General features: G+C 67.2%; 16 protein-coding genes. 13 read left to right on the forward strand and 3 right to left on the reverse strand.

The features are described 5' to 3' along the window. The 3 genes from dnaA to gyrB form a co-directional block, all read left to right on the forward strand. Window positions 1–1,145, forward strand: a 1,145-nt coding sequence (gene dnaA, locus C1I89_RS11260) for a chromosomal replication initiator protein DnaA (protein ID WP_102772879.1), incomplete at its 5' end; no start/stop codon positions are given. A gap of 2 nt (window positions 1,146–1,147) precedes the next feature. Then, complete coding sequence (gene dnaN / locus C1I89_RS11265) at window positions 1,148–2,257, forward strand: DNA polymerase III subunit beta (RefSeq protein ID WP_168202202.1); 1,110 nt, start codon at window positions 1,148–1,150, stop codon at window positions 2,255–2,257. 95 nt (window positions 2,258–2,352) lie between these two features. Beyond that, window positions 2,353–4,800, forward strand: a complete 2,448-nt coding sequence (gene gyrB / locus C1I89_RS11270; protein ID WP_102772881.1) for a DNA topoisomerase (ATP-hydrolyzing) subunit B — start codon at window positions 2,353–2,355, stop codon at window positions 4,798–4,800. A gap of 64 nt (window positions 4,801–4,864) precedes the next feature. Here the strand turns inward: gyrB and C1I89_RS11275 are convergent, their stop codons facing one another. Further along, window positions 4,865–5,797 carry a LysR substrate-binding domain-containing protein gene (locus C1I89_RS11275; RefSeq protein WP_102772882.1) on the reverse strand — a complete coding sequence of 311 codons (933 nt, stop codon included), beginning with the start codon at window positions 5,795–5,797 and terminating at the stop codon, window positions 4,865–4,867. Window positions 5,798–5,902: 105 nt separating this feature from the next. On the opposite strand from C1I89_RS11275, the gene C1I89_RS11280 reads away from it, so the two are divergent. The 6 genes from C1I89_RS11280 to C1I89_RS11305 are packed head-to-tail and all read left to right on the forward strand — an operon-like array spanning window position 5,903 to window position 11,062. Then, entirely contained in the window at window positions 5,903–6,814 is a 912-nt protein-coding gene (locus C1I89_RS11280; protein ID WP_102772883.1) for an amino acid ABC transporter substrate-binding protein, read from the forward strand. A gap of 18 nt (window positions 6,815–6,832) precedes the next feature. Then, window positions 6,833–7,582: an amino acid ABC transporter permease gene (locus C1I89_RS11285; RefSeq protein ID WP_102772884.1), complete on the forward strand. Its 750-nt coding sequence runs from the start codon at window positions 6,833–6,835 to the stop codon at window positions 7,580–7,582. Window positions 7,583–7,586: 4 nt separating this feature from the next. Further along, window positions 7,587–8,276: an amino acid ABC transporter permease gene (locus C1I89_RS11290; RefSeq protein ID WP_102772885.1), complete on the forward strand. Its 690-nt coding sequence runs from the start codon at window positions 7,587–7,589 to the stop codon at window positions 8,274–8,276. Between the two features lie 38 nt (window positions 8,277–8,314). Beyond that, window positions 8,315–9,049, forward strand: a complete 735-nt coding sequence (locus C1I89_RS11295; protein WP_102772886.1) for an amino acid ABC transporter ATP-binding protein — start codon at window positions 8,315–8,317, stop codon at window positions 9,047–9,049. Window positions 9,050–9,054: 5 nt separating this feature from the next. After that, on the forward strand, window positions 9,055–10,107 hold the full coding sequence (locus C1I89_RS11300; protein WP_102772887.1) for a threonine aldolase family protein: 1,053 nt from the start codon (window positions 9,055–9,057) through the stop codon (window positions 10,105–10,107). A gap of 49 nt (window positions 10,108–10,156) precedes the next feature. Beyond that, a complete protein-coding gene (locus tag C1I89_RS11305; protein WP_102772888.1) occupies window positions 10,157–11,062 on the forward strand; it encodes an EamA family transporter in 906 nt (301 codons plus the stop codon). Window positions 11,063–11,135: 73 nt separating this feature from the next. On the opposite strand, the gene C1I89_RS11310 is transcribed toward C1I89_RS11305, so the two are convergent. Next, a complete protein-coding gene (locus tag C1I89_RS11310) occupies window positions 11,136–11,432 on the reverse strand; it encodes an acylphosphatase (protein WP_102772889.1) in 297 nt (98 codons plus the stop codon). A gap of 148 nt (window positions 11,433–11,580) precedes the next feature. On the opposite strand from C1I89_RS11310, the gene C1I89_RS11315 reads away from it, so the two are divergent. The 3 genes from C1I89_RS11315 to C1I89_RS11325 all read left to right on the forward strand — a co-directional run bounded on the left by C1I89_RS11315 (window position 11,581) and on the right by C1I89_RS11325 (window position 14,817). Next, entirely contained in the window at window positions 11,581–12,477 is an 897-nt protein-coding gene (locus C1I89_RS11315; RefSeq protein ID WP_102772890.1) for a phytanoyl-CoA dioxygenase family protein, read from the forward strand. Between the two features lie 209 nt (window positions 12,478–12,686). Then, complete coding sequence (locus C1I89_RS11320) at window positions 12,687–13,850, forward strand: alpha-hydroxy acid oxidase (RefSeq protein ID WP_102772891.1); 1,164 nt, start codon at window positions 12,687–12,689, stop codon at window positions 13,848–13,850. Between the two features lie 133 nt (window positions 13,851–13,983). Next, window positions 13,984–14,817 carry an AraC family transcriptional regulator gene (locus C1I89_RS11325; protein ID WP_102772892.1) on the forward strand — a complete coding sequence of 278 codons (834 nt, stop codon included), beginning with the start codon at window positions 13,984–13,986 and terminating at the stop codon, window positions 14,815–14,817. 13 nt (window positions 14,818–14,830) lie between these two features. On the opposite strand, the gene C1I89_RS11330 is transcribed toward C1I89_RS11325, so the two are convergent. Next, window positions 14,831–15,727 (reverse strand): LysR family transcriptional regulator, encoded by an 897-nt coding sequence (locus C1I89_RS11330; protein ID WP_246842480.1) that lies wholly within the window; start codon window positions 15,725–15,727, stop codon window positions 14,831–14,833. A gap of 162 nt (window positions 15,728–15,889) precedes the next feature. Between C1I89_RS11330 and C1I89_RS11335 the strand changes: the two genes are divergently transcribed. Next, window positions 15,890–16,870 carry a Bug family tripartite tricarboxylate transporter substrate binding protein gene (locus C1I89_RS11335; protein ID WP_102772893.1) on the forward strand — a complete coding sequence of 327 codons (981 nt, stop codon included), beginning with the start codon at window positions 15,890–15,892 and terminating at the stop codon, window positions 16,868–16,870. The last annotated feature ends 30 nt before the right edge of the window (window positions 16,871–16,900 follow it).

Consider the following 16,900-nt stretch of genomic DNA (forward strand, 5'->3'; position numbering starts at 1 on the left):
CCCCGCTGGGCGGCGCGCCCCCAGTGAGCGCGCCGGCCGCGGCGCCCGCGCCGGCTCCCGCGCCCGCCACCACGGCGGCGGCCCAGGCGGTCAACGCCGATGCCGCCAACATCGTGTACGAGCGCTCGCGCCTGAACACCGACCTGACCTTCGAGAACTTCGTGACCGGCAAGGCGAACCAGCTGGCGCGCGCCGCCGCGCTGCAGGTCGCCGAGAATCCGGGCACCTCGTACAACCCGCTGTTCCTGTACGGCGGCGTGGGCCTGGGCAAGACCCACCTGATCCACGCCATCGGCAACGCGATGGTGGCGGCGGGCACCGGCGTGCGCGTGCGCTACGTGCATGCCGACCAGTACGTGTCCGACGTGGTCAAGGCCTACCAGCGCAAGGCGTTCGACGACTTCAAGCGCTACTACCATTCGCTGGACCTGCTGCTGATCGACGATATCCAGTTCTTCTCCGGCAAGAACCGCACGCAGGAAGAGTTCTTCTACGCGTTCGAGGCCATGGTGGCCCAGCGCAAGCAGATCATCATCACCAGCGATACGTATCCGAAGGAACTGTCGGGCATCGACAGCCGCCTGATCTCGCGCTTCGACTCGGGCCTGACGGTGGCCATCGAGCCGCCGGAACTGGAGATGCGCGTGGCGATCCTGCTGCGCAAGGCCGAATCCGAAGGCGTGCCCATGCCCGAGGAAGTGGCCTTCTTCATCGCCAAGCATCTGCGCAGCAACGTGCGCGAACTGGAAGGCGCGCTGCGCAAGGTCCTGGCCTACGCGCGCTTCCACGGCCGCGACGTCTTGACCGTGGACGTCTGCAAGGAGGCGCTGAAAGACCTGCTGTCAGTGTCCAACGGCCAGATCACCGTGGAAAACATCCAGAAGACGGTGGCGGACTTCTACAAGATCAAAGTGGCCGACATGTATTCGAAACGCCGGCCCGCCAATATCGCCTTGCCGCGCCAGGTCGCCATGTACCTGGCCAAGGAGCTGACCCAGAAAAGCCTGCCGGAAATCGGCGATCTGTTCGGTGGCCGTGATCACACCACCGTACTGCACGCGGTGCGCAAGATTTCCGACGCCCGCGCCAAGCAGGCGGAGCTCAACCATACCCTGCACGTGTTGGAACAAACTCTAAAAGGATGAACATGCAACTCGTACAAACCACACGCGATGCATTGCTGAAACCGCTGTCGACTGTGGCGGGCATCGTCGAAAGACGCCATACCCTGCCCATTCTGGCGAACATCCTGATGCGCAAGGAAGGCAACAAGGTCGCCTTCATTGCGACCGACCTGGAAGTACAGATCACCACGCACGCCGATTTCGGCGTGGGCCAGGAAAACGAGTCCACCACGGTCGCGGCGCGCAAGCTGCTGGACATCCTCAAGGCGCTGCCGGACACGGGCGACGTGCGCCTGGCGCTGGCCAGCAACAAGCTGTCGGTGCAGTCGGCCAAGAGCCGCTTCGCGCTGCAGACGCTGGCCGCCAGCGAATTCCCCACCGTGGCCCAGCCCGAGCAGTGGGACGTGTCGCTGACCATGCCGCAGCGCACGCTGCGCCACCTGTTCAACATGGTGCACTTCGCCATGGCGCAGCAGGACATCCGCTACTACCTGAACGGCATGCTGCTGGTGTTCGAGCCGGGCCGCGTGCGCGCCGTCGCCACCGACGGCCACCGCCTGGCGCACTGCTCCACCGAAGCCGACGGCATCAGCGAGCGCCACGAAGTGATCGTGCCGCGCAAGACCGTGCTGGAAATGCAGCGCCTGCTGGAAGACTCCGACGAGCCCGTCTCCATCGACGTGGCGCCGGGCCAGATCCGCTTCCGCTTCGGCGACGTGGAGCTGGTGTCCAAGCTGGTCGAAGGCAAGTTCCCCGACTTCACGCGCGTGATCCCCACCAACTACACGCGCCACTTCCTGGTCGGCCGTGAAGCGCTCCAGGGCAGCCTGCAGCGCGCCGCCATCCTGACCACCGACAAGTTCAAGGGCGTGCGCCTGCAACTGGCGCAGAACCAGATGAAGATCTCCTCGTCCAACGCCGAGCAGGAAGAGGCGCAGGAAGAGATCGACATCGACTACGGCCATGAAGCGCTGGACGTGGGTTTCAACGTCGGCTACCTGCTCGACGTGCTGTCGAACGTCAAGGTCGACAGCGTCCAGTGGTCGGTCATGCCCGACGCCAACGCGTCGGCGCTCATCACCTTGCCCGAAGACGACCAGTTCAAGTACGTCGTCATGCCCATGCGGATTTGATCCGCGCCCTATCGTGGGTTTGTGCCGCTGCGGGCCGGATGGCCCGCGGGCGGTCCGGCCGCCAGGCCGTTCTTTAAAGCGTTATCGATACACACATGTCAGATCAGCAGAACACCACTCCCGAGAACAGCGGCTACGGCGCTGACTCGATCAAGATGCTCAAAGGGCTGGAGGCCGTGCGCAAGCGCCCCGGCATGTACATCGGCGACACGTCCGACGGCACCGGCTTGCACCACATGGTGTTCGAAGTCGTCGACAACGCCATCGACGAAGCCCTGGCCGGCTATTGCGACGACATCGTCGTCACGATCCACACCGACAACTCCATCTCCGTGACCGACAACGGCCGCGGCATCCCGACGGCCATCCACAAGGACGACGAATTCCACCGCAGCGCGGCGGAAATCGTCATGACCGAGCTGCACGCCGGCGGCAAGTTCGACCAGAACTCGTACAAGGTCTCGGGCGGCCTGCACGGCGTGGGCGTGTCCTGCGTCAACGCGCTGTCCGAATGGCTGCGCCTGACCATCCGCCGCGACGGCCAGGTGCACCAGATGGAATTCCGCCAGGGCGAGCGCGTCGCGCCGCTGGCGGTGACGGGCACGACCGACAAGCGCGGCACCGAAGTGCGCTTCCTGGCCGACCCCATCATCTTCACCAACATCGAGTATCACTACGAGATCCTCTCCAAGCGCCTGCGCGAGCTGTCGTTCCTGAACAATGGCGTGAAGATCCGCCTGATCGACCAGCGCCAGGGCAAGGAAGAGAACTTCGCGTTCTCGGGCGGCGTGAAGGGCTTCGTCGAATACATCAACCGCAGCAAGACCGTGCTGCACCCCAACGTGTTCTCGGTTTCCACCGAGTCCTCGGCGGGCGGCGTGGCGGTCGGCGTGGAAGTGGCGATGCAGTGGAACGACAGCTACAGCGAAAGCGTGCTGTGCTTCACCAACAACATCCCGCAGCGCGACGGCGGCTCGCACCTGACCGGGCTGCGCGCGGCGATGACCCGCATCATCAACAAGTACATCACCGACAACGAACTGGCCAAGAAGGCCAAGGTCGAGACCTCCGGCGACGACATGCGCGAAGGCCTGGCCTGCGTGCTGTCGGTGAAGGTGCCCGAGCCCAAGTTCAGCAGCCAGACCAAGGACAAGCTGGTGTCCAGCGAAGTGCGTCCGGCCGTCGAAGAAGCCGTGGCCCGCACGCTGGAAACCTGGCTGCTGGAGCATCCCAACGACGCCAAGGCGCTGTGCGCCAAGATCGTCGAGGCCGCCCGCGCCCGCGAAGCCGCGCGCAAGGCGCGCGAAATGACCCGCAGGAAGAGCGTGCTGGAAGGCGCCGGCCTGCCCGGCAAGCTGGCCGACTGCCAGGAAAAGGATCCCGCGCTGTGCGAGCTGTACATCGTCGAGGGCGACTCCGCAGGCGGCTCGGCCAAGCAGGGCCGCGATCGCAAGTTCCAGGCCATCCTGCCGCTGCGCGGCAAGGTGCTGAACGTGGAAAAGGCCCGCTTCGACCGCCTCATCGCCAGCGAGCAGATCGCCACCCTGATCACCGCGCTGGGCACCAGCATCGGCCCGGACTTCAACATCGACAAGCTGCGCTACCACCGCCTCATCATCATGACCGACGCGGACGTCGACGGCGCGCACATCCGCACCCTGCTGCTGACGCTGCTGTACCGCCAGATGCCCGAGCTGGTGCAGCGCGGCTACGTCTACATCGCCCAGCCGCCGCTGTACAAGGTCAAGGTCGGCCGCGAAGAGCGCTATCTGAAGGACGACCAGGAAGAAGCGCAGTTCATGCTGTCGCTGGCCCTGAAGGACGCCGAAATCATCTCGGGCGGCGAGATCATCCGCGGCGAAGAGCTGAATGAACTGGCGCGCCAGTACGTCGCCGCCGACGGCGTGATCGCGCGCCTGTCGCGCGTGTTCGACACGGCCGCGCTGTCGGCCATGGCCGAAGGCGTGGAAATCAACCTGGAGACGGCCGAGTCCACCGCCGAATCCGCCCGCCGCCTGACCGAAGCCATGCGCGATCCGGTCAGCGGCAACGGCGTCGAAGTCGTGCCCCAGTTCGACGAGGCGACCGAACGCCACCGCCTGTCGGTGCAGCGCATGCATCACGGCAACGTGCGCGTCAGCATCATCGACGCCGACTTCGTCAACGGCACGGACTACGCCATCCTGTCCAAGGCCGCCAAGAGCTTCTCCGGCAAGGTCGGCCCGCGCTCGCTGGTCGCCCGCGGCGAAGGCGACAAGCGCAAGGAACAGCCCGTGTCCGACTTCCGCGAAGCCATGCAGTGGCTGCGCAGCGAAGCCGAACGCGGCATCTCCAAGCAGCGCTACAAGGGCCTGGGCGAAATGAACCCGGACCAGCTGTGGGAAACCACCATGGACCCGAAGGTGCGCCGCCTGCTGCGCGTGCAGATCGAGGACGCCATCGCGGCCGACGAAGTCTTCACCACGCTGATGGGCGACGATGTGGAACCGCGCCGGAACTTCATCGAAACGCATGCGCTGTCGGCGGCGAATATCGACGCCTGATCGCGAACGCCAAGCCATGTAAGGCCAGTCCCGAAAGGGCTGGCCTTTTTCTTTGCCGCCGCCTTTACCGCCCCGCCCGCGCCTTCAAATCCCCCATCTCCTGCTGCATCACCTCGCGCGCATAGCGCGAGAACACGCTGACCAGGCGCGTGCGGGTGTGGTACGGCGGGTAGAGCAGCGCGACCGTGACCGGCACGGCGGGGCTGAACGGGCGCACCTCGACGTTGGCGGTCGCCAGTTCTTCGCGCGCGGCCAGCGGGTTGATGAGGGCCACGCCCAGGCCGGCGCCGACCAGGGCGCAGATGGAGGAACCCAGGCCGGCCTCGGCCACGGTCTGGCGTTCGATGCGGGCGGCCTTGAAGACCTCGTCGATCATGGCGCGCAGCGGCGTGCCGCTGGTGAAGGCCACGAACGGCTCGCCGGCGAAGTCGGCGGGTTTGAGTTTCTTCAGCCTGGCCAGGCGGTGGCCCTTGGGCACCACGGCCACGCAGCTCATCGTCAGCACCGGCTCGACCTGGATGCCGGGCGAGTCGCCCGACAGCATCGCCAGGCCGGTGTCGCAAAAGCCCGAACTGATCCAGTTGTGCACCGTGCTGGCGTTGCCGGAATGGATCGACACCATGACGTCGGGGTACTCGGTCTTGAAGCCGGCGACGATGCGCGCCAGCAGGCCGCCGGCCAGCCGCGGCATGGCGGCCACGCTCAGGCGGCTGGCGCTGAACGAGCGGATGCTGGCCGCCGCCGACTCCAGGCCGGCCAGGCCGATGAAGGTTTTCTCGACTTCCTGGAAGAAGCGCGAGCCGTCCTGCGTGGGGGTCAGGCGGCTGCCGTTGCGGTCGAACAAGGGAAACTGGGTAATGGCTTCCAATTGCGCGATTAAGCGGCTAACGTGCGGCTGCGAGGTATGCACGCGCCGCGCCGCGGCGGTCATCGAACCGGTCATCATGACGGCCCGGAACGCCTCGATGTGCCGCAGGCTCATGCGTGGAATGGCCATATCAAATCCGTATGGAGGAATACTCGATTGGAACTGGATAAAACCATACCGCTAGTTGATACTTTTCGCCAATATGCGCCGCGCATCCGGCGCCAAAGGAAGCCGATGAAAGCATTCGCCGCAATCTCCGCCGCAGCGGTCCTGCTGGGCAGCGCCGCAACCGTGCACGCCGAAGGCGCCAGCCGCCTGGACAAGATCCGCGAAAGCGGCGTCATCACGCTGGGCCATCCCGAGACCTCGGTGCCGTTCGCCTATCTCGACGGCGACCAGAAGCCGATCGGCTACACGGTGGAGATCTGCCAGGAAGTCGCGCAGTACATCAAGGCCGCGCTCAAGCTGCCCAAGCTGGAGGTGCGCTACAACCCGACCACCTCGGCCACGCGCATCCCGCTGCTGGCCAACGGCACCATAGACCTGGAATGCGGCAACACCACCAACAACCTCGCGCGCCACAAGCTGGTGTCGTTCGCGCCCACGACCTTCGTGGCGCAGGTGGTGCTGGTGGCGCGCAAGGACGGCGGCGTCGATCCCAATAACCTGGCGTCCTTCCGCGGCAAATCCATCGCCGCGCAGGCGGGCGGCCAGACCTTCAAGCTGATCTCGCAGCTCAACGCCAAGCACGAACTGGGCATCACCATGACGCCCACCAAGGACACGGCCGAAACCATACTGATGGTGGAATCGGGCCGCGCCGCCGGCTCGGCCAACGACGACGGCATCGCCTATGGCGCGGTGGCCTCCTCGAAGAATCCCGACGCCTTCGTCATCGGCACCAAGGGCCTGGAGCTGGCGCCCTACGGCATCATGCAGCCCAAGGACGATCCGGCCTTCAAGCACGTGGTGGACGACGCCGTGCGCGACCTGATCAAGTCCGGCAAGGTCGCCGCGCTCTACGACAAATACTTCAATTCGCCCATCCCGCCCAGGCAGATCAACCTGAAGTACCCGATGAGCGACGCGCTCAAGCGCGCGCTGGCCAATCCCACCGATTCGGGCGATCCCAAGGCCTACGAGTAAAGCCCTCGGGCCGCGGGCATGAAATACGACTGGAGCTGGGACGTCTTCCTGGATACGGCGCCTGACGGCGTGCATACCTTCCTGGAGACGCTACTGATGGGCGTGGGCTGGACGCTGGCGCTGGCCCTGATCGCCTGGGTGTTCGCATTGCTGCTGGGCTCTTGCCTGGGGGTGATGCGGACCCAGCGGTCGCGCCCGATGAACGCGCTGGGCGCGGCCTACGTGGAGCTGTTTCGCAACGTGCCGCTGCTGGTGCAGATGTTCCTGTGGTACTTCGTGCTGCCCGAGCTGCTGCCGCTGGACTGGGGCCTGGCGATGAAGCGCATGCCGCAACCCTGGGGCCAGTTCGTGCCGGCCACGCTGTGCCTGGCCTGCTATGGCGCGGCGCGCGTGGCCGAGCAGCTGCGCGCGGGCATCCAGTCGCTGCCGCGCGGCCAGCTGCAGGCGGCCACCGCGCTGGGCCTGACCGAGGCGCAGGCCTACCGCTACGTGATCCTGCCCGAGGCCTTTCGCATCGTGCTGCCGCCGCTGACGTCCGAGTTCATGGGCATCATCAAGTATTCGTCGGTGGCGCTGACCATCGGCCTGCTGGAGCTGACCGGCCAGGCGCGCACGATGGCGGAGTTCAGCTTCCATATCTTCGAAGCCTTTTCCGCGGCCACGGTCATCTACCTGCTCATCAATGGCATCGTGGTCCTGGGCATGCGCTGGCTGGAACGCCGCACGTCGGTGCCCGGCCTGATCGGCGCCGCGGGCAAGGGACGCTAGCGCCATGGGCCAGTTCGACTTCGGCGTCATCGGCAACGCGCTGCCGTACCTGTTCCGCACCGGCATGGTCTTTACGCTGACGCTGACCGCGCTGGCGGCGGTGATGGGGCTGGCGCTGGGCACGGTGCTGGCCATGATGCGGCTGTCGCGCTTGCGGATACTGTCGGTGCCTGCCGGCATCTACGTGAACGTGATGCGCTCGGTCCCGCTGCTGCTGGTGATCTTCTGGTTCTACTTCCTGATGCCGTACATGGCCGCCTGGGCGGTGGGATCGTCCACGCCGCTGCGGGTCGGCGCGTTCAATTCGGCGGTGATCACGTTCACCCTGTTCGAGGCGGCGTACTTCTGCGAAATCATGCGCGCCGGCATCCAGTCGATCGCGCGCGGGCAGGTGTCGGCCAGCCTGGCGCTGGGGCTCACGCCGTGGCAGGGCATGCGCTACGTGGTGCTGCCGCAGGCGCTGCGCAACATGCTGCCGGCGCTGCTGACGCGCGTCATCATCCTGTTCCAGGACACCTCGCTGGTGTATGTGCTGTCGCTGACCGACTTCCTGGGCGCGGCCACCAAGATCGGCCAGCGCGACGGCCGCCTGGTGGAGCTGTATCTGTTCGTGGCGGTGGTGTACTTCATCATCTGCTTCACGGCGTCCCGTCTGGTCAAGCGGCTGGAACGGCGCACGCGCGTGCTGCGCTAGGCGGCCGCGGTCTTTCCTCTTTATCCACAGGTCCGACGATGATAGAGATCAAGCAGGTCAGCAAGTGGTACGGCGACTTCCAGGTGCTGGACGGCTGCTCCACCACGGTGGGCCGCGGCGAGGTCGTGGTGGTCTGCGGGCCGTCCGGCTCCGGCAAGTCCACGCTGCTCAAGACCGTCAACGCGCTCGAGCCCTTCCAGCAGGGCGAGGTGGTGGTCAACGGGATCTCGGTGGGCGATCCGCGCACCGACCTGCCCAGGCTGCGCGCGGTGGCCGGCATGGTGTTCCAGCATTTCGAGCTGTTCCCGCATCTGTCGGTGACCGAGAACCTGTGCCTGGGCCAGGTCAAGGTGCTCAAGCGCGGCAAGGAAGAGGCGCGCCGGCGCGCGCTGGCGCTGCTGGAGCGCGTGGGCCTGTCGGCCCACCAGGACAAGCATCCCGGCGAACTGTCGGGCGGCCAGCAGCAGCGCGTGGCGATCGCGCGCGCGCTGTCCATGGACCCGGCCGTGATGCTGTTCGACGAACCGACCTCGGCGCTGGACCCGGAGATGGTCAACGAGGTGCTGGACGTGATGACCGACCTGGCCGCCGACGGCATGACGATGATGGTGGTGACCCATGAAATGGGATTCGCGCGCCGTGTCGCCGACCGCGTCATCTTCATGGACTGCGGCCGCATCGTGGAGGACTGCGACAAGGAGCAGTTCTTCGGCAATGTCGAGCAGCGCAACCCGCGCACTCGCCAGTTTCTTTCCAAAATCCTGCAGCACTGAGCATCATGACTTCGCCCGATTCCGCCCCTGCCGTCGACTTGCGCAGCGACACCGTCACCCGTCCCACCGAGGCCATGTACGAGCGCATGCGTAGCGCGCCGATCGGCGACGACGGACTGGACGGCGACCCCAGCGTGCGCGAGCTGGAGGCGCACGTGGCGCAACGCCTGGGCAAGCAGGCCGGGCTGTTCGTGCCCAGCTGCACCATGGCGAACCTGCTGGCGGTGCTGGCGCAGGCCCAGCGCAACGAACAGGTGGCGCTGGAGGCCACGGCCCACATGTATACCTCGGAGCGCGGCGCCGCCACGTTCACGGGGCTTTTCTACCTGGGCGTGGCCGGCGCCGGCGGCGCGATGGACCTGGGCGCGCTGCAAGAGGCGCTGCAGGGCGGCGGACACCGGCTGAAGACGGCGCTGGTGGCGATGGAGACCTCGCACAATAACGCCGGCGGCGCGGTGCTGCCGCTGGACCATATGCAGGCCGTGCACGGCATGGCGCAGGCGGCCGGCGCCGCCGTGCACCTGGACGGCGCGCGCCTGTTCAACGCCGCCTCGGCGCTGGGCGTGGACCCCGGCGAGATCGCGCGCCACGCGGACACGGTGTCGCTGTGCCTGTCCAAGGGCCTGAGCGCGCCGGTGGGCGCTGTGCTGGCCGGCGCGCGGCCCGTCATGGAACGCGCGCGCGGCTTGCGGCGCATGCTGGGCGGCACCCAGCGCCAGGCCGGCATCATGGCGGCCGCCGGTCTGGAGGCGGTGCGCACGATGGGCGGTCGCCTGGCCGAGGACCACGCGCGCGCGCGCCGGCTGAGCGACGGGGTCAACCGGCTGGCGCCGGCGCTGTCGGCCAGCGTGCCGCAGACCAACATCGTGCAGGTCGAGACCGCCGCCAGCGGCATGGACAACGCGCAATGGACCGCCGCGCTGGCGGCGGCCGGTCTGCTGGTGCGCCCCTGGGGCCGCACGCGGCTGCGCTGCGTGACCCACCGCCACATCGGCGACGCCGACATCGACGCGGCGGTCGGGGCCTTTGCGGCCGTGCTGAAAGCGCACCGCCGATAACGCGCCGATCTGCTCCGTTCCGCGGCGCGCGCCGGTGCGATAATGCCGCATGTCCACGACCCACCTTTCCCGGAAAGACTATCTCTGTGCCTTGGCGGTCGTGCTCATATGGGGCTCGAACTTCGTCGTCATGAAGGTCGGCATGAAGGGCCTGTCGCCCATGATGCTGGGCGCGCTGCGCTTCGCCCTGGCGGCGTTTCCGCTGATTCTGTTCGTGCGCCCGCCGCGCCTGCCCTGGCGCTGGGTCGCGGCCTACGGGCTGGTGCAGGGCCTGGGCCAGTTCGGCCTGCTCTTTACCGCGCTGCAGTCCGGCATGCCCGCCGGCATGGCCTCGCTGGTCATCCAGACCCAGGCGTTTTTCACCTTGCTGCTGGCCGCGCCGTTGCTGCATGAACGCGCGCAGCGCCACCATTGGCTGGGCTTGTGCGTGGCCGCGGCCGGGCTGGCCATCATCGCCGGCGGCCGGGGCGCGGGGCCGGGCCAGATGACCATGACGGGCTTCGTGCTGACGCTGGGCGCCGCGTTCATGTGGGCCGTGTCCAACATCATCGTGCGCCTGGCCAGTCGCCGCTCGCCCGGCTACGATCCGTTCGCCTTCATCGCCTGGAGCAGCGCCGCGCCGGTGCTGCCTTTCCTGCTGCTGGCCGTGCTGATCGACGGCTGGGAACCGGCGCTGGCCATGGTGGCCGGCATGGGCTGGAGCGAGGCGCTGTCGGTGCTGTACCTGGCGGGGCTGGCGACCTTGCTGGCCTATACCCTGTGGACGCAGCTGCTGACGCGCCATGCCGCGGCCAAGGTCGCGCCGTTCTCGCTGCTGGTGCCGGTGGTGGGGCTTTGGGCGGCCTCGATGGCCTTCGACGAAAGCCTGCTGCCGCTGCAATGGCTGGGCGCGGCCTGCGTGCTGGCCGGACTGGTGCTCAACCAATTGGGCGGGCGCTGGTTGCGTACCCGCTGAGCCTTACGGCGCAATCGTCCGCCGTTTCTCCCCCTATCGGATTACTGCCTGCCGGTGCGCGCCATGGGCGGTTCTACAGCTGTTCAAAGCGGATGTAACGCTTGTCGGTGTACTCCTGGCGCGTGGTCAGTTCCTTCACGGCGGCGCCGGGCGGGCCGCGCCGCAGCCATTCCAGCATGTGGTCGACCTGGTCGGGCGTGCCTTGCACCACGGCCTCCACCGTGCCGTCCGGCAGGTTCTGGACCCAGCCGGTCGCGCCCAGCAGATGGGCGCGGCGCACCGTGGCGTGGCGGTAGCCCACGCCCTGCACGGTGCCGCTGATCGTGACGTGCACGGTTTCGATGTGAGGGGGGGAATGAGGGTCTTGCATGCGGTTTCCTTCGGATGATGCGCCGCCGTAGGCGGTATTGGCTACAGCGGATGGTCTATAGGCCCGATGGCCTTCGAAGCGATACGTTAGAGCTCATGTCAAAACGTGCCAACGGGAACACCCGCTACCAGAGCTTGGAGAAGCCATTATGGAAGAGACCAGTTTGTTGTCGGAAGTAGAGACAGCGCGCTACAGGGAACAAGGGTATCTGGCCCTGAAGGACATGTGCCCGCAGGATGAAGTGGGCTACATCCGCCGTACCCTGATGGATCTGTTCGCCAACAAGACCGGCTACAACGAGGGTGCGCAATACGACTTCGTGAGCCGCGACGATCCGTCCAAGCCCGCCAAGTTTCCCAGTCTGCACGATCCGCGCCATTATGCCCCGGGCCTGCTCAAGACCGTCTACCACGAGCGCACGCTGGAACTGGCCCGCCAGCTGCTGGGCGAGGACGCCGCGCTCTACGGCGAGCACGCCCTGCTCAAGCCCGGCCCCGACGGTCCCGAGACGCCCTGGCACCAGGACGAGGCCTTCCGTTCGCCGGATTTCGTCTACAACGAACTCAGCATCTGGCTGGCGCTGCAGCCGGCCACGGTCGAGAACGGCTGCATGCAGTTCATTCCCGGCTCGAACAAATGGGAGGTGCTGGAGCACCGTTCGCCGGGCGGCGACAAGAGCCTGCATCCGCTGGAGTGCTGCGGCGATTTCGCGCGCGAGCTGGCCGTGCCGGAGCCGCTGGAGCCGGGCGGGATCACCGTGCACGACGCCCGCACCCTGCATTTCACGGGGCCCAACACTTCGTCCGCGCCGCGCCTGGCTTACATCCTGATCTACAACACGCCGCCGGTCTACAAGCCGGGCCGCCGCGAGTTTCCGTGGCTGGAGGGCCGCTGGACCGACAGCCAGACGCGCAAGAAGCAATGGCACAAGCGCGGCGGGCTGGCCGTGGACGTGATGCGCCGCCTGCCGGCGGCGCGCCTGACCAGCCCGCGCTGGGTGGCCTGGGCCACGATACGCGCGGTCTCCAAGGTCTGGCCGCGATAGGGGACGCAGGGGCCGCGCAGGCCCTTGCGATTTTGGGGGGCGACCGGGGCCGGCAAGCGACGCTTGCCGGCCCCGGCGCGTATACTGGGCAGCGCCGCGGGGTTCGTGAGCCCCGCGGGACCGCCCAGGGCGCCAGCAGCCGCTGGTCCCGGGGACCAGAAAATCAATAACGAGTCCGGCCCGCGCCCCTCATCACTCCATAGACACCCATGACCGCTAACCTTTCTACGATCACCTGCATCGAAGATCTGCGCGTCGTCGCGCAGAAACGCGTGCCGCGCATGTTTTACGACTACGCGGATTCCGGCGCCTGGACCGAAGGCACTTACCGCGCCAACGAAAGCGACTTCCAGAAGATCAAGCTGCGCCAGCGCGTGGCGGTGAACATGGAAGGCCGGTCGCTGCGCACCACGCTGGCGGGCCAGGACGCGATCATGCCGCTGGCCATCGCGCCCACCGGCCTGACCGGCATGCAGCACGCCGACGGGGAGATCCTGGCGGCCAAGGCGGCGGCGGATTTCGGCGTGCCTTTCACGCTCTCGACCATGAGCATCTGCTCGCTGGAAGACGTGGCGGCGGCCACCGGCAAGCCGTTCTGGTTCCAGCTCTACGTGATGCGCGACCGCGAATTCGTCGGCAACCTGATCGACCGGGCCAAGGCGGCCGGCTGCTCGGCGCTGGTGCTGACGCTGGACCTGCAGATCCTGGGCCAGCGCCACAAGGACATCAAGAACGGCCTGTCCACGCCGCCCAAGCCCACCCTGCGCAACCTCATCAACCTGGCGACCAAGCCGCGCTGGTGCCTGGGCATGCTGGGCACCAAGCGCCGCACCTTCGGCAATATCGTCGGCCACGCCAAGGGCGTGAGCGACCTGTCCTCGCTGTCGTCGTGGACGGCCGAACAGTTCGACCCGCGCCTGAGCTGGGACGACGTCGAATGGATCAAGCAGCGCTGGGGCGGCAAGCTCATCATCAAGGGCATCCTGGACGTCGAGGACGCGCAGCTGGCCGCCAACAGCGGCGCCGACGCGCTGATCGTCAGCAACCATGGCGGACGCCAGCTCGACGGCGCCATGTCGTCCATCGCCGCCCTGCCCTCGATCGCCGATGCCGTAGGCTCGAAGATCGAGGTGTGGATGGACGGCGGCATCCGTTCGGGCCAGGACATCCTCAAGGCGGTGGCGCTGGGCGCGCGCGGCGCCATGATCGGCCGCGCCTTCCTGTACGGCCTGGGCGCCTACGGCCAGGCGGGCGTGACCCGCGCGCTGGAGATCCTGTACAAGGAAATGGACACCACCATGGCGCTCTGCGGCCGCCGCTCCATCGTGCCGGGCGACCGCAGCATCCTGCTGCCGGGCACCTATCCGACCTGAGCTGTCCGCCGCAGGAACGAGAACATGCCGGACGCCTGTGCGTCCGGCTTTTTTTTCGCAAGATCTGCAAACGCCGCTCTTTTCGCAAAATCTGCAAACGCCGCTCCACTACATTGCACTCCAAGGAGCTCGCATGAAGCCTGGAACCCTAACCCACTACGCCCGGCGCCTGGATCCGGTCCTGCGCTGGCTGGCAAGCCATCCCGACGCCGATCCGGACCTGCACCGGCTGGCCGACCTGGCCTGCCTGTCGCCGTACCACTTCCATCGCGTCTATCGCGCGATGATGGGGGAAACGGTGAACGCCACGGTGCAGCGCATCCGCATGCACCGCGCGGCGGCCGCGCTGGCGGGGTCCCAGGTTTCCTTGCGCGAGGTGGCGCAGCGCGCCGGCTACGAGTCGGACGCCGCGTTCAACCGGGCCTTCGGCGCGGTCTTCGGCATGGCGCCGGGACGCTATCGCGCCGCCCGCTCCCGTCCCTTCGACCCTCAGGAGCTAGGCATGTATCCCATCACCATCGAGAACTTTCCCGGCGTGATTCTGGCGGCCCTGCCGCACCGCGGCAGCTACCAGGACATCGGCCCCGTGTTCGACCGCGCCTTCATGCTGGCCGCCAGCCGCGGCCTGGCCGCGCGCGACGCCTGCGGCTACGGCGTGTATTTCGACGACCCCGAACAGGTGCCGGCGCGCGAGCTGCGTTCGCTGGCCGGCGTGCCCATCGCGGCCGACGTCGCGCCGGGCGAGGGTTTCGAGCGCTTCGAGATCCCGGCGGGCCGCTGCGCTGTGCTGGCGCACACCGGCCCCTACAACGAGATGGACAAAGCCTATAACTGGCTGTTCTCGCAATGGCTGCCGGGCAGCGGCATGGTGCCGGCCGACTTCCCCATGTTCGAGCAGTACATGAACGATCCGCGCAGCACGCCGCCGTCGCAGCTGCTGACCCGCATCCACCTGCCGCTGAAGTAGGCGGCGGGCCGCTTCAGCCGAGCACGCCTGCAAGGTACTGGCGCAGCCAGGCGTGCGCGGGATCGTCCTGGTAGCGCTCGTGCCAGTAGAGCGATACCGCGATGGGCGGCAGCGTCAGCGGGACCTTCTGCGTCACGATGCGCGCGCTGCCGGACATGGCGCGCGCGATGCTGACCGGCATGGTCGCGATCAGGTCGGAGCCCTCGACGATGAACGGGCACACCAGGTAGCTCGACAGGGTCGCCACGATCTTGCGGCTGCGGTTGTGCCCCATCAGGATGCGGTCGATCGCGGTGCTGAAATAGCGCGTGTGCGCGGCCAGGTCCAGATGCCCGTAGCTCAGGTAGGCGTCCAGGTTCCAGCGCTTGCGCAGGCAGGGATGGCCTTCGCGCACGATGCACACCGCCGGCTCCTGGTACAGGAAGCGCGTGCGCAGGTCGGGCGCCGGATCGGGGAAGTAGCCCGCGATCAGTTCCACGTGGTTGGTGTCCAGCATGCTCAGGCCGTGCTGCGGCCGGGCCGGCACGATCTGCAGCTGGAAGTGCGGCGCGTCCACCGCCAGCCGGGGTATCAACTTGGGCAGCAAGGTGTACTGCACGTAATCGGTGGCGTAGAACGACAGCGTGCGCGACGAGTGCGCGGGGTCGAACGCCTCGCGCGTGCGCGTGGCGCGATGCCAGCCTTCCAGCAGCGGCTTGAAGTTCTGGTGCAGTTCATGCGCCCGCGGCGTGGGCTGCCAGGCGCCGCCTTCGCGCACCAGCAGCGGGTCGCCGAACAGTTGGCGCAGCCGGTTCAGGGCCGCGCTCATGGCCGGCTGGCTGATGTCGAGCTGCTCGGCCGCGCGCGACACGTTGCGGCAGGCCATCAGCGCATCGAAATGCAAAAGCAGGTTCAGGTCCGGATTCTTCACGCTGCGGCCTCATAAATGGCGTTTATACAAATATAAACCTGCAGGACTGCTGTCATCGAATCGGCGGGCCTAGCATGACCCCGTTGTTGCAGCGAACGAGTACGCGCCGGACGCGCATGATCCGGCCACCAGGAAGTTCTATCAACAAGGGGAAAGCTAGCCATGAAGAAAGGGCTGTTACGCAATTGCTGTCGCATTGCCGCGGGCGCCGTGCTGGCCGCGGCGGCCGGTTCGGCCAGCGCCGCCTGGCCGGACAAGGTGATCCGCATCGTGGTGCCGTTCGCCGCGGGCGGCTCCACCGACCTGATCGCGCGCAAGATCGCCGAAGGGCTGGGCCAGCGCCTGTCCGCCAACGTCATCGTCGAGAACCGGCCGGGCGCCGGCGGCACCGTGGGCACGGAATACGTGGCGCGCCAGCCGGCCGACGGCTACACCATCCTGATGGGATCGGTCAGCACGCACGGCAGCGCGCCCTGCGTCTATTCCAAGCTGCCCTACGACGCCGTCAAGGACTTCACGCCGCTGGCCGTGGTGGCCACGATTCCCAACGTGATGTCGGTGAACCAGTCGGTGCCGGCCGGCAACCTGAAGGAGTTCGTGGCGCTGCTGAAGCAGGCGCCCGAGAAGTATTCCTTCGCCTCCAACGGCCAGGGCACGTCCAACCACCTGGCCGCCGAGCTGTTCAAGACCACCGCCGGCGTGTCCATCGTGCACGTGCCCTACCGCGGGTCCGGGCCGGCGCTGATCGACCTGGTCGGCGGACAGGTCAACATGATGATGGACGTGGTGATGACGTCCTACCCGTACATCAAGGACGGCAAGATCAAGGCGCTGGCGGTGACCTCGCCGCAGCGCTCGCCCATGCTGCCCGACGTGCCGACGGTCGCGGAATCCGGCTATCCCGGCTACGAGGCCATGGTGTGGTTCGGCATGCTGGCGCCGGCCAACATGCCGGAACCGTTGCGGCAGAAACTCACCGACGGCCTGGTGCAGACCCTGCATGCGCCGGCGATGAAAGCCTATCTGGAACAGCAGGGCGCGCAGGTGTCCGACGTGGCCGGGCCGGCGTTCGGCGCCATGATCAAGGACGAAATCAGCAAGTGGTGCAAGGTGGTGAAGCAGGCCGGCATCCGCCTGGACTGATTCCTAACCCCCGCGTTTCGCCGGGTCCCG

The sequence above is a fragment of the Achromobacter pulmonis genome (assembly GCF_002885955.2).
Taxonomy (GTDB): domain Bacteria; phylum Pseudomonadota; class Gammaproteobacteria; order Burkholderiales; family Burkholderiaceae_B; genus Achromobacter; species Achromobacter pulmonis_A.

Coding starts and splice junctions, on each gene's coding strand:
- C1I89_RS11310 (WP_102772889.1), bottom strand. CDS start 11,432: ATGCAAGACCCTCATTCCCCCCCTCACATCGAAACCGTGCACGTCACG.
- C1I89_RS11300 (WP_102772887.1), top strand. CDS start 9,055: ATGACTTCGCCCGATTCCGCCCCTGCCGTCGACTTGCGCAGCGACACC.
- C1I89_RS11280 (WP_102772883.1), top strand. CDS start 5,903: ATGAAAGCATTCGCCGCAATCTCCGCCGCAGCGGTCCTGCTGGGCAGC.
- C1I89_RS11325 (WP_102772892.1), top strand. CDS start 13,984: ATGAAGCCTGGAACCCTAACCCACTACGCCCGGCGCCTGGATCCGGTC.
- C1I89_RS11290 (WP_102772885.1), top strand. CDS start 7,587: ATGGGCCAGTTCGACTTCGGCGTCATCGGCAACGCGCTGCCGTACCTG.
- dnaN (WP_168202202.1), top strand. CDS start 1,148: ATGCAACTCGTACAAACCACACGCGATGCATTGCTGAAACCGCTGTCG.
- gyrB (WP_102772881.1), top strand. CDS start 2,353: ATGTCAGATCAGCAGAACACCACTCCCGAGAACAGCGGCTACGGCGCT.
- C1I89_RS11335 (WP_102772893.1), top strand. CDS start 15,890: ATGAAGAAAGGGCTGTTACGCAATTGCTGTCGCATTGCCGCGGGCGCC.
- C1I89_RS11295 (WP_102772886.1), top strand. CDS start 8,315: ATGATAGAGATCAAGCAGGTCAGCAAGTGGTACGGCGACTTCCAGGTG.
- C1I89_RS11315 (WP_102772890.1), top strand. CDS start 11,581: ATGGAAGAGACCAGTTTGTTGTCGGAAGTAGAGACAGCGCGCTACAGG.
- C1I89_RS11285 (WP_102772884.1), top strand. CDS start 6,833: ATGAAATACGACTGGAGCTGGGACGTCTTCCTGGATACGGCGCCTGAC.
- C1I89_RS11275 (WP_102772882.1), bottom strand. CDS start 5,797: ATGGCCATTCCACGCATGAGCCTGCGGCACATCGAGGCGTTCCGGGCC.
- C1I89_RS11320 (WP_102772891.1), top strand. CDS start 12,687: ATGACCGCTAACCTTTCTACGATCACCTGCATCGAAGATCTGCGCGTC.
- C1I89_RS11305 (WP_102772888.1), top strand. CDS start 10,157: ATGTCCACGACCCACCTTTCCCGGAAAGACTATCTCTGTGCCTTGGCG.